The 14,762-nt window shown below is 50.7% G+C and carries 13 protein-coding genes; all 13 read right to left on the reverse strand.

The annotated features are described in order from the left end of the window. Positions 1-646 precede the first annotated feature (646 nt). Entirely contained in the window at positions 647-1,903 is a 1,257-nt protein-coding gene (locus COY37_RS09070) for an ArnT family glycosyltransferase (RefSeq protein ID WP_286977316.1), read from the reverse strand. A gap of 14 nt (positions 1,904-1,917) precedes the next feature. Further along, positions 1,918-2,676 (reverse strand): glycosyltransferase family 2 protein, encoded by a 759-nt coding sequence (locus COY37_RS09075; RefSeq protein ID WP_286677984.1) that lies wholly within the window; start codon positions 2,674-2,676, stop codon positions 1,918-1,920. A gap of 145 nt (positions 2,677-2,821) precedes the next feature. Further along, positions 2,822-3,925, reverse strand: a complete 1,104-nt coding sequence (locus COY37_RS09080; protein ID WP_286677985.1) for a glycosyltransferase family 4 protein — start codon at positions 3,923-3,925, stop codon at positions 2,822-2,824. A gap of 70 nt (positions 3,926-3,995) precedes the next feature. Beyond that, positions 3,996-4,673, reverse strand: a complete 678-nt coding sequence (locus COY37_RS09085; protein WP_286677986.1) for a glycosyltransferase family 2 protein — start codon at positions 4,671-4,673, stop codon at positions 3,996-3,998. A gap of 27 nt (positions 4,674-4,700) precedes the next feature. Further along, complete coding sequence (locus tag COY37_RS09090; RefSeq protein WP_286677987.1) at positions 4,701-5,600, reverse strand: copper transporter; 900 nt, start codon at positions 5,598-5,600, stop codon at positions 4,701-4,703. A gap of 40 nt (positions 5,601-5,640) precedes the next feature. Beyond that, positions 5,641-6,762, reverse strand: a complete 1,122-nt coding sequence (gene steA, locus COY37_RS09095) for a putative cytokinetic ring protein SteA (protein ID WP_353682424.1) — start codon at positions 6,760-6,762, stop codon at positions 5,641-5,643. A gap of 278 nt (positions 6,763-7,040) precedes the next feature. Then, entirely contained in the window at positions 7,041-7,934 is an 894-nt protein-coding gene (locus tag COY37_RS09100; protein ID WP_286677989.1) for a M23 family metallopeptidase, read from the reverse strand. After that, complete coding sequence (recN, locus tag COY37_RS09105) at positions 7,918-9,663, reverse strand: DNA repair protein RecN (protein ID WP_286977320.1); 1,746 nt, start codon at positions 9,661-9,663, stop codon at positions 7,918-7,920. Before recN ends, COY37_RS09100 begins: the two co-directional genes overlap by 17 nt. Positions 9,664-9,704: 41 nt before the next feature. After that, positions 9,705-10,583, reverse strand: coding sequence for an NAD(+)/NADH kinase (locus tag COY37_RS09110; protein WP_286677991.1), 879 nt, complete (start codon positions 10,581-10,583; stop codon positions 9,705-9,707). Positions 10,584-10,698: 115 nt separating this feature from the next. Further along, positions 10,699-11,505, reverse strand: a complete 807-nt coding sequence (locus COY37_RS09115) for a TlyA family RNA methyltransferase (protein WP_286677992.1) — start codon at positions 11,503-11,505, stop codon at positions 10,699-10,701. 17 nt (positions 11,506-11,522) lie between these two features. Beyond that, positions 11,523-13,469 carry a 1-deoxy-D-xylulose-5-phosphate synthase gene (gene dxs, locus COY37_RS09120; protein ID WP_286677993.1) on the reverse strand — a complete coding sequence of 649 codons (1,947 nt, stop codon included), beginning with the start codon at positions 13,467-13,469 and terminating at the stop codon, positions 11,523-11,525. A 203-nt stretch (positions 13,470-13,672) separates the two neighbouring features. Then, entirely contained in the window at positions 13,673-14,551 is an 879-nt protein-coding gene (locus COY37_RS09125; RefSeq protein ID WP_286677994.1) for a polyprenyl synthetase family protein, read from the reverse strand. Beyond that, positions 14,541-14,762, reverse strand: a 222-nt coding sequence (gene xseB / locus COY37_RS09130) for an exodeoxyribonuclease VII small subunit (RefSeq protein ID WP_286977324.1), incomplete at its 5' end; no start/stop codon positions are given. The genes xseB and COY37_RS09125, both read right to left, overlap by 11 nt.

Here is a 14,762-nt window from a genome sequence, read left to right on the forward strand (position 1 = left end):
TGCTATAGCAACGGCCACGCGATTGTAGGCATCCGGGTTATCGGTAAGCGATGTATCCGCGTTACCCAGCACCGCGGTCTTGCCCCCGTGGGCCTCAATAATGCTTCCCAGCTCGCCGGGGGTAAAATCCTGCATGCCGTTATCGTTGTCCATTATTATCGAGGCAATACCAAGCTCGAGTACCTGACCTTTTACGGTGCACTTGCCTGTACGCAGCTTATACGCTTCAATTGCCGGCACGCCGCCGTATGTTTCGGTGGCGTTATATTCCTCAAAACTCGCTGGGGCCGCATCCGACCTTACCCCCGCCCCAACGGTAAGTGCGTTTCGCGAGCGTGAGGGCGCTTTGAAGGCGCGGTTATTGAGAAGACCGATCGAACTTGTTTTGATCAGGTCGTTTAATACGGGGTCGTCGGCGGTGATGATATCCGACCAGGTGATGTTATCCATAAGGACAAAGACAACCTTATTGCCGTGTTCGGCCGCCATGGCCTGCGGCGCCGGCAACAACGAAAGAACTGCTGCTAATAGAGCTACAACTAGAACTACAACTGCGATTTTACGCTGCATATACGTCCTCCGGATTGCACAACAAAATAAGCTATTACCTAGACATAAAATACATGAGTCTCATGATATACGTGGTTTAAGATGCCGTCAAACGAACGCCATACGCCTGAAATACGGCTTTTATACGGGTAGCGACATACGAAAGCAGGTTAGCGGCGCCAAGACCAAGAAACGGTACCAGGGGCATTAAATACCTGAACACCGTCAAGGTGAATATGTGAAGCAGCATGGTTAAGACGACGGTAAGCATCAGCAATTGCCGCTCGTATTTCCCTTTTGACGCTATCAATAAGCCCGCTATGCCTAGCACCCCGAGCACCAGGTAGAATAAGCCGGTGACCGTTTGCTGTTTTCTTAAATCATAGACCCTCGGAAACCCGAACAGGCGCCGTACTCGCTGGTGTAGCAGCCCGCGGATATCGGTGCCACTCATATGTTTTATCCTCTGAATGGCCTCTTTGGTCATCATCTGACTCATCTGAACTTCGTTCTTATCAGAATGTCTCTCACGGTACCTGTCTATCAGTACGCCTAACGGCGTCCCTTTATCCTCATACGTCCCCCACCAGAGTGTCGCCGGACCGGTTGTCGTGCTAAACACCGGCTCGCCAAATACCATATAGTTGCGGATGGTCCAGGGAACGATCAAAAGTACCGCCGCGACCAAAAACACACCGGTTGATTTAAGCAGCCACGAATATCCATTATCCTTAAACCGCAACCATAGCCCCAGCACTATGAGGGCCGGAAGGAAAATTACGGTCTGTCTGCAAAGATAAGTTACGCCAAAAACCAGCCCGGTCGCCGCCAACATCCACAGCGAGGGGCGGTCTTTTTTAAATATTCCAACGATGAGAATCGATAAACATATCTCGAGGACGAAAAATAGCGTTTCCGAAGTCAGCATTATATTGTAATGGATGATGTCCGGTGAAACCGCGTATATAAGCGAAGCGATAGCCCCTTCGACCCGGCCGTAAAGCCGCATGCCAAGCAAATATATCAGCGGGATGGTCGCAATTGCCAGGATCATATGCGACATCACCCCGGCTTTTGTCGAAGGACCAAACACATAGTAAAGGGCAACCAGGTAAAAAGGGTATGTAGGGGCGTAAAACGCAGTAGGTTGATCCTGCCTGGCGATCATATGGTTGGGGCTGCTGTATCCCTTTCCGGCCAGCAAATTCTTCGCTATGCCGTTATACGATACCGAGTCCGAAGACATCGTTAAAACGTCTACTTTGGCGATCTTCTCCCAGGCTTCGACCCGCATAACAACGCCAAGAACGATCGCGATGATAAGTATGATGATTGCCGCGTCTAGTCTACGCAATGATTGTATCTCTCTTAATCCTTAAACCGGTATTTGACCAGCGTCCAGATTGCAATGAAGCCATCCTGCCATTTTATCTTTTTTCCCTCTTCGATGTTACGGGCTTCATATGTAATGGGAACCTCGATAATCTTGTGACCGCGCTTCAGGGTCTTGGCGGTAACCTCGGGGCAAAATTCAAAACCGGTGCACTTAAGGTTGATCGAACTCAGCACGTTTCTGTTAAACGCCTTGTATGCTGTAGCTTCGTCCGTTATTTTTGCGCCGAACAGTATGTTGACCGTCACCGTAAGCAAACGGTTTGCAAGCCGGTTTACGAATTTCATGCCTTTGATATCGCCCATAAACCTGCTTCCATACACAATATCCGCCTGTCCGCTTAGCAGGGGTTCAAGAACTTTCGGTATATCTGAAGGTTTGTATTCCAGGTCGGCGTCGCAGACGATAAGAACGTCGCCTCGCGCGATAGAAAATCCCGCACGTAGCGCAGCGCCTTTGCCGCTGTTCTGAGGCATCCGGTAGATCACAACAGAGTCGATATCCCGCAACGACTCCACAAAATCGGCGGTGCCATCGGTCGAGCCGTCATCCACGACCACCAACTCACGCCGCACCCCCTCGGGTAGGGGAACTTTATCCAATGCCCGCAATACCTGTTCGATGTATTCTCGCTCGTTATACGCCGGTATTACAAAGCTGACCATCTTCTTCGACATATACGATCCTGCTTGCTTTCGCTGGGCCGGAGCCACACAGCTTACCGTTTTTGACATATACCACCTTGCCTCTAGAATAACTACTACCAAAATATAGTGTCGATATGCCTTTTCAAGCTTGAGAGGATACCGCTTTCAGCCGACTCTACATATTTTAATATGCAAGCCTTAATATGCCAATGGATTTTTTTAGAAGCGTAAACTATCTTGCCTTTTCAAGGTAGAGAGATTCTGTGGGTTTCATCATGCTCGGGATTGTAAACCTCTCAATTACTAATTTATGCCCCGCCTGCGCTTTGGTATCGGCCTTACATTGGTCGGCACGTATACCGTTTACCGCCTCGATGATTGCCGCCGCATTACCGGCCGGAATAAGCTCAACGTGCTCTTCATTCACAGCCTCACGCACACCGGGTACATCGGTCACCGCAACCGGCTTTATACAAGCCAGCGCCTCTAAAAGAATAAGGGGCAAGCCTGCTGCAAGATTCGGAATCACCACAACATCAAGGCTTTTTAATATATGTGCAACGTCTCGCCTAAACCCCAAAAACCGTACGTTTTTGGATATACCCAAATTCGATGCCTGCTTCTCTAAAGCCGGACGTTCATCTCCGTCCCCGGCGATTATGAAGTACATATTCGGGTTATCTTTAACCAGCACTGCTGCAGCCTCTAAAAAAGTACCCGTTCCTTTTTCTGGAGAAAGCCTCGTAATCACGCCTACAAGGTTGTTTTCTTTCTTTAGATCAAGCTCTCTGTAAAGGTGCTCGGTATCGAGTGTTTCGCCAAACCTGTCGGCTTCAACAACGTTGTAGATTAAGCTTGCGCTATTGAAACCCTCTATATCGTGCTTAACCGCTTCGGATACGGCAATCAGGTGATCGGGCATAGCCGCGATCTTATTGTAAGGCAGATTTAAAAAACCCTTCTTTTTTGGGGTAGCGCTATCGACTGTATGCACCGTACTAACATGGGGAATATTCCGATTCTTCGCAACCTGGGCGCTCACATAACACGCCTGATATCCGTGGCTATGGATTAAATTAACGGCATGCTCCTCGATAAACTGATCTATCTGCTTTGCGATACCGCCGCTATTAAGCTTGTTGGCACTCGCGATTCCGGGGATAACCTGGTACTCTACATTAAGCTTTTTGACATGCTCGAGCAGGTACGAATCCGAGGAAATCAACAGGGAGGGCTTATACCGCGCCCTGTTGAGATACTTTAAAAGGATGAGGACGTGCTGGCTCATGCTGTTTGTAGTTTCATCTACGACGTATAGTATTCCCCGTTCTATCACCGCTACTGCCTCCTGTACCGCGTGTGCTACATATGTGTTTCGGTGCTCGTTAACATTTAAGAAATTACCATTATGTATCGGATAACATTCTTCGGATAATTACACGTAGAATATGCAAAAACTGTCGTCCGCGATGGACGAAACCCGCCAGGTCGCGCCCCGTTTCACGATGAGTCATACAAACGGGAACCTCGACCACCCGGCACCCCTGTTTTAGGATATCGATGCTTAACCCGACTTCAAGCCCATAGCCGGATTCAAAATCCAAGCCGCTCACATATTTGGCCTTAACAGCCCGCTGGCCCGATAACGGCTCGTTCATATATACACCGGTAAACCGGTGTATGCCCCAGCGACCTAAACCTTTTGCAAAACCTAAGCCCCCGGCTTTCTGCGCTTTCGGGAAATCGCCGATCGCCATGTCCGCCTCTTCGTTGAGAACAGGCTCGAGTATCTTTGCAGCCTCACCGGCGCACGCCCCAAGATCGCCATCAAGGAACAGCACGATCTCTTCTCGTACACCCTCCATTGCTCTTTGCAGGGCTTTTCCTTTGCCGACATTCTGAGGTAGGCGTAGTAAAACGGCTCCCGCATGCTCCGCAACTTCGGCGGTCGCATCGGTGGAGCCGTCATCAACGACCAGGATTTTTCCTACGGCTGCTATATCTCTTACCGCATGTATGGTTGCGGCTATCCTATCCGCCTCATTAAATGCGGCTATCACTGCAACTACCCTGGTGTTATCCATAGAGACCTTTAAACGTCACTTCGTCTTCTAAGGGGATATGTATGTTGGCATGAATTGGCCTGCAGTCCCTTTAATCCCAAAATCTCCGTCTTGCCCGGCAAGCGCAAAGACTGTCGATATAATGCCGGTTGGCTGGTTGATATTATCAACGGTTGGAATTCCTGCCTCCTGGAAGGTTTTAATGTATGATTTTTTGGCCACCGAAGTCTCAACCCCGACTGCTCTAATCTTAATGGCTTTAAGCTGTGCCGCCAGCGGAAGGTCTGTCTTCAGCGGGTCCTGGTTGGAATCCGACCCCCCAACAATCACCGCCGCATTTATGGGTTTAAAAAGCGAGAAATTTATGTCTGTTTTTATAAAGCCCATATTCGAGAGCTGCACGAGAAACGGTACTTTGGCAACGGTTGTGGTCGTAGTGATTGCCGTAGCGGTCGATGTGGAGGGTTTCGCCAACTCATCGACCATCCTCTTCAGCACAAGCTCCCGTGCGTTATCGGCCGTCAATTGATCTGCAGTGAAATAGGGTTTGAGCTGCGTTAACGCCTGGTCGGCCAGTTTAATATCGTTGTTTAGCCTGATTGAACTTGCCGTTGCCCCCGCCTTCTTAAACCCGTCTATAAGACCCGACACTATCTCGTCACCCGCATCGGCCGTCACGATAACGCCGACATTTTGTTTATCAAGTCTTCCCTCAATAGCAAGCGGAATTACCTGGGTTGCAAACTTTCTCTGCTCCCCGACTTCATCCCGCAACATCCGATTTTCTTCACGCAATTCGTTGAAGTTCGTTTCGATGCGTTTAACCAGTGCCTGTTGCTGGTTCACAAGCACACCTTTATCCACAATAACCGTTCCCAACAGAATACCGATTGCTAACGCAAAAAAAACGGCGACGAGTGACGCTATATGATAGCGCATATCTAACATATGCTACTCCTAAAGTCCTAACTTAAAGCCCTAAATTAAATTAAAGTCCTAACATCAGTTTGATCTGGATTAATAGCAGCCGGATGGACTGTCTAATGCTGGGCGCAGCCATCACTATGGCTATAATAGCGCTCATTCCGGCAAAAAGTAAGACTACGAGATGGCTTATTTTCACGCTGGACCTGTAAAGCTTATTCACGCCTTTAGCGTCCACGAGTTTGCTCCCGACTTTCAAGCGCACCAGGAACGTGCTGGACATTCCCTTGCGGCCCTTATCTAAAAACTCAACAAGGTTCGCGTGTGTGCCTACGGCCACGATAAGTTCACATCCGTGTTCGTAGGCGAGAATCATCGCAATATCCTCACTGGTTCCGACGGCCTCAAAGGTAATCGGGGACAGGCCGAGGTCGTTAAGCCTTTTTAAGCCCGGGGCTTTTCCGCCCGGATATGCGTGAACGATCAGCTCGGCCCCGCTTCTCAACGTATCATCAACTACGCTATCCATATCCCCGATAATGATATCCGGTTTATACCCTTCCTCGATGAGGGCGTCCGCCCCACCGTCGACGCCTATCAGTATCGGCTTCACCTCGCGGATATATGCCCTGAGCGCCTTGAGATCGGGCTTGTAATCGTACCCACGGACGACGATAAGCGCATGACGGCCTTTAAAGTCGACACGAGTTTCCGGAACCCTTGAGCCATCCAGAATCAGCTCTTTTTCCTTTTGCATGTATTCAAGCGTGTTAACGGCAAACCTTTCGAGTTCCTCACCAATCCGGCTATGTGCTTTCTCTATCTCCTGCTCGAGAATCATGTGCGTAAGTTTCTTGCCAGAGGTGATACGGGTTCCGTTGCAGTAGATTTCCTCGCCCCGTATGCTGAGTTTAGCCCCCTCTTTGATTTTTTCAAATATCTCCGCCCCAACGTTATCCAGCAGGTGAATTCCGGCGGAACAGAGGATTAAGGGGCCGGTATTGGGATACTTTCCCGAGGTGAAACAACTGGCGTTTATGACAACCTCCACACCGGTCTCAACAACCGCTTCGGCGGTAACCCTATCGAGGTCTTCGTGGTCGATTATTGCGATATCTCCGGGCTTCAGCCGCTTTACAAGCTTTTTTGTCCTTTTATCGAGCTTCGCGACACCTTCATAAAACATACTTCCGGCTTTCTCGCTCTCCCGGTCGGGCACCTGTACCCCGGGTCGATCGCTTCTTTGTGAGTCGCTTGGCAGATCACTTTGTAAGTCGCTTTGTAGGTCGCTTCGTAGGATGTCTATCTCTAGATTATCATGTGCCGGTAATTTCTTGTTAACGCCATCGGCAGGAACTTCAACTTTTTTATCAAGAAGTTCTTTGGAACTATCCATAATAAACCTCTTTATTATCTGAGCCCTTGCATAGGCTGATTGTACAACTAACGATTATCTAACAGTTCTTACGATCCCAGCTTACCCTCTACCTGTATATTCGCGGGATTAACTTGGATGTGGACATGATCGTACCGGCTGGGCAGGTACTTGTTTATCTGGCTTGCTATATCGGGCAGCGGTCTCATCCACCCTATCTGATCCACCCGCCTCTGTACCCTTTGCCCTACGGTAACATGGATATTGTCGATATGAATAATAGCAACCCGCAAATCAGGATACCCATCCGGCTCGATCTCTATATGGTAATCCATCAACTTACCATAAAGGTTATAGGTTTTTACCATGGTTACAACACCGTCAACCGGGCTGTATACGGCGGCGCCCGGCACCATCGCTATATCCATGGCCGACGTCGATGCGCTCCCCCGTCCGCGGGAACTCATCACAAACAGCACGGGGCTATTCGTGGCAAGCACTGCTTTTCGTACTGTTGCAGTGGTATCCCTGTTAAAGTAATTTACGGCGGGTGTAATAGCGATCGCTTCTCTGCGCTCCGCTTCATGGAATCCCACGCCGATTACATCTCCGTTTTTGCCCGGCAAAGACAGCTTAAGGCTCGACGTGCCGACCGTTGCGAAGCAATTATAAAGCGGCTCATCCTTAGCGTGCTTATTAAGTTCCGAGGCGCCCGCTTTTGAACCTTGCGCAACCTTTAAAATCCCCGACTCAGTCACAGTATAATATGTAAGGCCGACTGAGGTTATCAACAACACGACAAGAAACCCTTGTTTCAGCCTGCGCAACCTCCTGCGGCGGTTCTCACGCCGTATTTGATTAATACGGAGCGCTGTTGTCGTTGAAGAACTATCCGCAGGTAGTTCAACTTCTGCACTGAATAAGATTTTACCTGGATCCTCGAGTTGCGCCTCAGTCTCCTGTTTATTAGTTAACTCGTCCATCTACCAGCCCGTGTTTGTTCCTTTGCGCCTCAGTTATCAGTTCCTCAGCGTGTTTAAGCGATACATCCGAGCTAATATTTCCGCTCAGCAGGCGAGCCATCTCGCTCACCCTGTCCCCGCTTAGCAATTCCACGATCTCGGTATTCGTTCGCTCTTCCACCTCAAATTTAACAACGGAGAAATGCTTATCGGCGAAACTGGCTATCTGCGGCAGGTGCGTTACAGAGAACACCTGGTGCCGTAACCCAAGGATCGACATCTTCTGGCCTACCGCCATCGCAGTCGTTCCCCCGATCCCCACATCGATCTCATCGAATATCAGGGTCGGCACTTCATCCGCATCGGCAAGTATGATCTTCAGCGCCAGCATCACCCGCGATATCTCCCCGCCCGACGCTATCTTCGTGAGTGGTTTTGCCGGCTCTCCCTTGTTTGCCGATATCATGAACTCGATTCTGTCGATACCGTTCGGGTAAAGTTTCGTCCTTTTATCTTCTACTAGTAATCCGTTGTCATCTTGTTCCCTGCTAAATAATACCTCAAATTTAGCGTTTGGCATATTCAAATCGGCAAGTTCTCTCATAACTTCTTTAGCGAATTTCTTGCCCGCGCTCGCACGGGATTCACTTTGTTGCACTGCGATGGTAGCCAGCTCTTTTTCTGTCTCTACTATATCTACCTCTAGTTTCTCCATCCTCTCACCCGAAGTATCACACAAAAGCAACTCTTTAGAGGCGGTATCCATATAGGCAAGGATATCTTCAATCGTTGCGCCGTATTTTCGTTTTAGGAGGGATAGAAGGGCCAGGCGGTCCTCGATTTCCTGAAGCCTGTCCGGTGGAAAGTCCAGGGTTAAGCCATAGTTGCGGATGTTTTGAGAGCAGTCCTCAAGCTCTAGCAAAATACCGTTGAGGCGCTCGATCAGCCCATCCAGCTCCGGGTCGATACTCGCCACCATGCGAAGCTCATCTAGCGCCCTTGCAACCAGCTCGGTTCCGGGCGCGATCTCGTCGCTTTCCGAGAGCGCATTCGCGGCTTTGGCTACCGCGCAGTAGAGCTTCTCGGCATTTCGCAGAATCTCGCGCTCCCGCATAAGTTCATCGTCTTCTCCCTGGGTTAGCGCAGCCCGCTCGATCTCGCTCACCTGAAACTGCAGCAAATCCTTCTTGCCCAGCATCTCACGCTCGGCGCCGTGCAGCCGCCCCAATTCGTCCTTCATGCGCCGCAGCGTCCCGCTCTTCTCCCGAAACTCGCCGCGCAGCTCCAGCAGCTTTTTGCCGCCGTATTTATCAAGGAAATCAACGTGCGCTGATATTTTAAAAAGCGATTGATGCTCGTGCTGGCCGTGCAGGTCGACCAAGCGCCTTCCTATCTCGGAAAGCGTGGCGACCGTTACCATGTGGTCGTTAACGTAGCATTTGTTCTTGCCGTCTGTGGAAATAACCCTGCGGATTATAAGCTGTTCGTCATCTTCAAGAAAATCGCCTAGCTTCTCATCAGAAACCTTTAGGCCCGGGGGGATAGCAAACATGCCCTGCACCTCGGCCTTTACGCTGCCGCTTCGGATAAGCGATGCGTCGGCGCGCCCACCCAGCAACAGGTTGACCGCTCCAACCACCACAGTTTTGCCCGCACCGGTCTCCCCGGTCAGTATGTTCAAGCCCTGCCCAAATTGGATTCGTGCCTTATCTATAAGCGCAAGATTATTAATAGAAAGCTCTTGAAGCATGTTCTCCCCAGTACTCTATCATACTTCAGTAGACCGATATGCTAGTGAAGCCAAGTATCCCAAACGGTTAGCTTATCTTTAAATACCGTGTAGAAGCTCCTGTCTTTAAGCTTAACGAGCAGCACCTTTGATTGCGCTTTCTCAATATGTACTGAATCGGCGATTGCCTGAAACACGGCAAAACCATCAACACCCACCGTGATATCCAGCCGGCGTGCCAGCTCTACCTTTACTTTATCCTGAGCGCCCAAAACCACCGTCCTGCCAAACAGCGAATGCGGGTTTATGGGCGTTAGCAGGATCAACTCATGAACCGGCGACACAACCGGACCGCCCGCCGAGAACGAATACGCGGTAGAACCCGTGGGGGTGGCGAATATAAGCCCGTCCGCTTTATACCTGCTGAATATCTGGTCATTTATATAGACACCCATCTCAAGCATGCGTTGATGACGTCCGCGCTCGATCGTTATCTCGTTGAGCGCAATGTATTCCTGATGAAAATCAGCGGCATTAATCGTGCACTTCAGCGCCATCCGCTCGTCGATCTTATAATCACCGGCAATTATCCTCTCCATCGCCGGATACATCTCGGTAAACTCAACCTCGGACAAAAACCCGACGCGACCAAGGTTAACCCCGACAATCGGCACCATCGCACCTTTGAGGATGCGCACAGCCCGCAGTATGGTACCGTCCCCACCAAGGCATATCAGAGCATCGCTCCCCTGTATCCCGGCATCATCGGCCGCAAGATCGGGCCTGTTCAACTTAACGGCATCGTCCGCATGCATAATCGCCTTCACGCCCCGCTCGTTGAGCCATGCAATTAATGCAAGCGCTATGGGCAGCACGTCCGCCTTCTCGATATTGGGAACGATCGTCACGGTATTCATTTTTTTATATGGAGTTTCATGCATATATACGTCCTGTTTTCGATTTTTATAAACGCTTTATATCACTTTATATTATAAGCTAACACTCGGTAATTAGCACCCTTTATAGGGTTCAGAGGCTAGGGCCCGGGGTAAGAACCTAGCTCAACTCTTCATGTGCTTTTTCTACTATGTTATCGACTATTCCCGCTTTATCCTCTTCGGGGATGCCGGGCCCGATTCGCGAGGCATAGATAAGAAATTCGATGTTTCCTTCGGGCCCCTTTATGGGGGAATATATTAAACCCTTTACAAACAAGCCGCTTTTCTTAAAATGATCCCATATATGCATCAAAATATCCTTATGCACTTCGGGGTCTTTTACCACGCCTTTTTTACCTATCCGCTCCCTGCCCGCCTCAAACTGGGGCTTAACGAGCGCAATAAGCTCTCCGTCGGGTTTCATGAGGTTTAAAATGCTTTCCAGGATTTTCTCAAGCGAGATAAAGGAGGCATCCACCGTTACCAGGTCGGCCGGTTCTTCAAGGTCCGCGGGCGCAACATAACGAATATTGGTGCGCTCCATAACGACGACTTTGGGATTTTGGCGGAGCGACCAGGCAAGCTGTCCGTAACCGACATCGATTGCGACCACCCTGCGTGCTCCGTGGCGCAGCAGGCAGTCCGTAAATCCACCGGTTGACGCGCCAACGTCAACGCAAAACTTACCTTCGGGATTAATTGCAAATTCGTGGAGCGCCTTTTCAAGCTTAAGACCGCCGCGAGAAACATAGGTAGTAGGCTCTAAAACGGTAATGTGGCTGCCATCTTCAATCAAGCTTGCGGGTTTACCGACCGGCTTACCGTCGGCAAATACCTTGCCCTCATTGATAAGGCGGCGCGCCTGTTCGCGGCTCTCTACAATCCCCGCTTCTACCAGGTATACATCCGCCCGTTTCCTTGTCATCTTTAGTCATCTTCCGGCTACTCGAGGACCGATGCGCGTTTTCCGGCTACCCGCTTCTCTGCGACTCTGGAACGCTTCTTTGGGTTGCCCGGCTCATCTAATTTACGGTTAACGCTGTAGGCGATCCCGTTTGCGTCGAGATGGATCTCTGCAAGCAGGCGTTTTATCGATCCATGGGATATAAATCTATCCGGTATGCCCAGGCGCAGTGCCGGTGTAGACTCCCCAAGCTCGGTAAGAACTTCAAGAACGCCCGACCCGAACCCGCCGATCAGCGAGTTGTCCTCGACGGTTACCACGAGGCTATGATTTTCCGCGGCCCACGCAATCATATCGGTATCAAGCGGCTTAATAAAGCGCATGTTGACTACCGATGCCGACACACCCCGCTTTTCTAACACCTCTGCCGCCTCGACAGAGGACTGCACCATCCTACCGACCGCCAGAATGCAGACATCGCTTCCTTTAGTTAGAATCTCAGCTTTACCCTCGGGAACCAGATGGTATGGCCCCAATAGTTTTATACCAAAACCCTTGCCCCTCGGGTACCTCAGGGCAACCGGCTTTTTTATTTCAAGAGCGGTAAACAGCATATGCCGCAGCTCGTCTTCATCCTTCGGCGCCATGACCGTAAGGCCGGGAACGCTTCTCAAATATGTCAGGTCAAACGCCCCATGGTGCGTCGGGCCGTCCTCGCCGACAATTCCGGCCCTATCGACCGCAAAGACCACCGGAAGCTCCTGCAGACTCACATCCTGCATTATCTGGTCGTAAGCGCGTTGCAAGAACGTCGAGTAAATCGCCACCACCGGCTGATATCCCCGCATCGCCAGACCCGCCGCAAAGGTAACGGCGTGCTGCTCGGCTATCCCGACATCATAAAACCTGTCCGGGTGCGCCTTCTCGAATATGTCCAGCCCGGTACCGCTTGCCATTGCCGCGGTTATACCGACCACCTTATCATTCTTATTCGCCAAATCTACCAGCGTTTTTCCAAATACCTCGGTATACGTGGAAACATCGCTACAAGATTTAGGCTCGCCCGTCCTCGTAATAAACGGGGCGATGCCATGCCATTTTTCAGGCCGTTCGACGGCCGGCGAATACCCAAGCCCCTTCTTTGTAATCACGTGGATCAAAACGGGGCCTTCAACCTGCTTGGCAAGCCCAAGGTTACGCTCGATTTCGCGTATATCGTGGCCGTCTATCGGGCCGATGTAAGTGAATCCAAGTTCCTCAAACAGCATTCCCGGCACGAGAAGCGCCTTCACGCTCTCCTTTACATGCATCCCAATATCGTACACAAGCTCGCCGATTGCCGGCAGCTTCTTAATCCTCTGCTCGATCTCTTTGCGAAGCTTGGCATGCCCCGGGTCCAACCTAACCCAGGCGAGATATCCGGATATCGCCCCAACATTCGGGGATATCGACATTCCGTTGTCATTGAGAACAACCATCAAACGTGTGCCGAGGTGCCCGGCCTGGTCAAGCGCCTCATACGCGATTCCGCCGGTCAGCGAACCATCGCCGATGACCACGGCGACATGCTCGTTCCCGCCATCTTTATCGCGGCCCTCGGCCATTCCAAGGCCAAAGCTGATCGAGTTGCTGGCGTGACCGCTATCTAAAAAGTCATGCTCGCTCTCGCTTTTCTTTGGAAATCCCGCCAGACCCCCGTACTGCCTCAAGGTAGAGAACGTTTCGTTCCTGCCGGTCAGCAACTTATGTACGTAGCTTTGATGACCGACATCCCAAATTATCTTATCAACCGGGCTTTCAAGGGAACGGTGAAGCGCAAGCGTTAGCTCGACGACCCCCAGGCTTGACGCCAGATGCCCTCCCGTCTCCGAAACCGTCTCAATCAGCCGCGACCTGATCTCCGTGGCCAGCTGGGCTAGTTCCCCATGCGACAAGTGCTTTATATCGTTCGGACTTTTGATCGTGTTTAGAATTTGATAGTCCATATCACCCTTCTTTTACCCTTAACCGCCACTGTCATCAACTATTCCACATTCCAGCGATTTCTGATATTTTAGGTTATTTCACGTATTATAACGCTAAGTCCCTGCTTTAGTAATGGTAATTTGTTATAGGGTTATAGGGGACGTTGTTTCCTGTGCGTCCTAACTCAACAAGTTAGGACGCACAGGAAACAACGTCCCCCTTCTCAGAAGTCCCGGTCAAAAACAAAATCCGCCAGCTCCGCAAGAACCGTCGTGTCGCCATCAACTTGAGATAGCGCCTCCTTGGCCTTATCGGTCATCATCCGCGCCATTTCTTTTGCCTTTTCAAGCCCGTAAAGCGCTGGGTAGGTAGCTTTTTCATGCAGCACGTCGCTGCCCACCGCTTTACCGAGAACCGCCGCGTCACCGACCACATCAAGGATGTCGTCGACGATCTGAAACGCCAACCCCAGATATATCGCGTAATCGGTCAACAACGCAAGATCGCGCTCGGATGCGTTCGCGAGAATCGCGCCCGCACGCACCGATGCCTTTATAAGTTCGCCGGTCTTTTTCTCGTGTATAAACTTAAGCGTCTCGGCATCGACCACCATGCCTTCAGATCGAATATCAACTACCTGCCCGCCGACCATGCCCGACGCGCCGGACGCGGTCGCCAGTTCCCTTATCACCCACACGATGCGTCCGGCATCAATCGCCTTCTGCTCGCTGCTTACAAGCCGAAATGCCTCGGTATTAAGCGCATCCCCTGCAAGAATCGCCATGTCCTCGCCGAACTTAACGTGACACGTCGGCTTACCGCGCCGCAAATCATCATCGTCTAAAGCGGGAAGGTCGTCATGGATGAGCGAGTAGGTGTGAATAAACTCAACGGCACACGCCGCCGGCATAACATCTTCGGGATCGGTTCCAAACACTTTCGCAGATTCTATAGCAAGAACAGCCCTGAATCTCTTTCCACCTGCGAACAGGCTGTAGCTCATTGCTTTGTACAGTTCCTCGGGGTGCCCAACCTCAGGAAAATATTTCTTGAGGCCCTCCTCAACGAGAAGCCTCGTATCTTCCGGGTATTTACCTGGCAACTATATCCTCTCCTGCGGTTTCTTCATCGGTCTGCGGCAGCCAGGCGGTATAATCGATGTGCTGGTTGCAAATCGTCGCAAGCTGAACGCTTTCCTCAAGCAAATCCAGCGAATCTTCGAGACTAATCTCTTTTTTTCTTACTAATTCCGCTATCTCTTCCAGTCTGTTTAAAGCTTGATTATACGTTAGCCTCTCCAACTGTTCCACCAA

Origin of the sequence: Candidatus Aquicultor secundus (genome assembly GCF_002791875.1) — a bacterium.
GTDB classification, from domain to species: Bacteria; Actinomycetota; Aquicultoria; order Aquicultorales; family Aquicultoraceae; genus Aquicultor_A; species Aquicultor_A secundus.

Coding starts and splice junctions, on each gene's coding strand:
- COY37_RS09090 (WP_286677987.1), bottom strand. CDS start 5,600: ATGTTAGATATGCGCTATCATATAGCGTCACTCGTCGCCGTTTTTTTT.
- dxs (WP_286677993.1), bottom strand. CDS start 13,469: ATGGACTATCAAATTCTAAACACGATCAAAAGTCCGAACGATATAAAG.
- recN (WP_286977320.1), bottom strand. CDS start 9,663: ATGCTTCAAGAGCTTTCTATTAATAATCTTGCGCTTATAGATAAGGCA.
- COY37_RS09085 (WP_286677986.1), bottom strand. CDS start 4,673: ATGGATAACACCAGGGTAGTTGCAGTGATAGCCGCATTTAATGAGGCG.
- COY37_RS09115 (WP_286677992.1), bottom strand. CDS start 11,505: ATGACAAGGAAACGGGCGGATGTATACCTGGTAGAAGCGGGGATTGTA.
- COY37_RS09100 (WP_286677989.1), bottom strand. CDS start 7,934: ATGGACGAGTTAACTAATAAACAGGAGACTGAGGCGCAACTCGAGGAT.
- COY37_RS09110 (WP_286677991.1), bottom strand. CDS start 10,583: ATGCATGAAACTCCATATAAAAAAATGAATACCGTGACGATCGTTCCC.
- steA (WP_353682424.1), bottom strand. CDS start 6,762: ATGTTTTATGAAGGTGTCGCGAAGCTCGATAAAAGGACAAAAAAGCTT.
- COY37_RS09075 (WP_286677984.1), bottom strand. CDS start 2,676: ATGTCAAAAACGGTAAGCTGTGTGGCTCCGGCCCAGCGAAAGCAAGCA.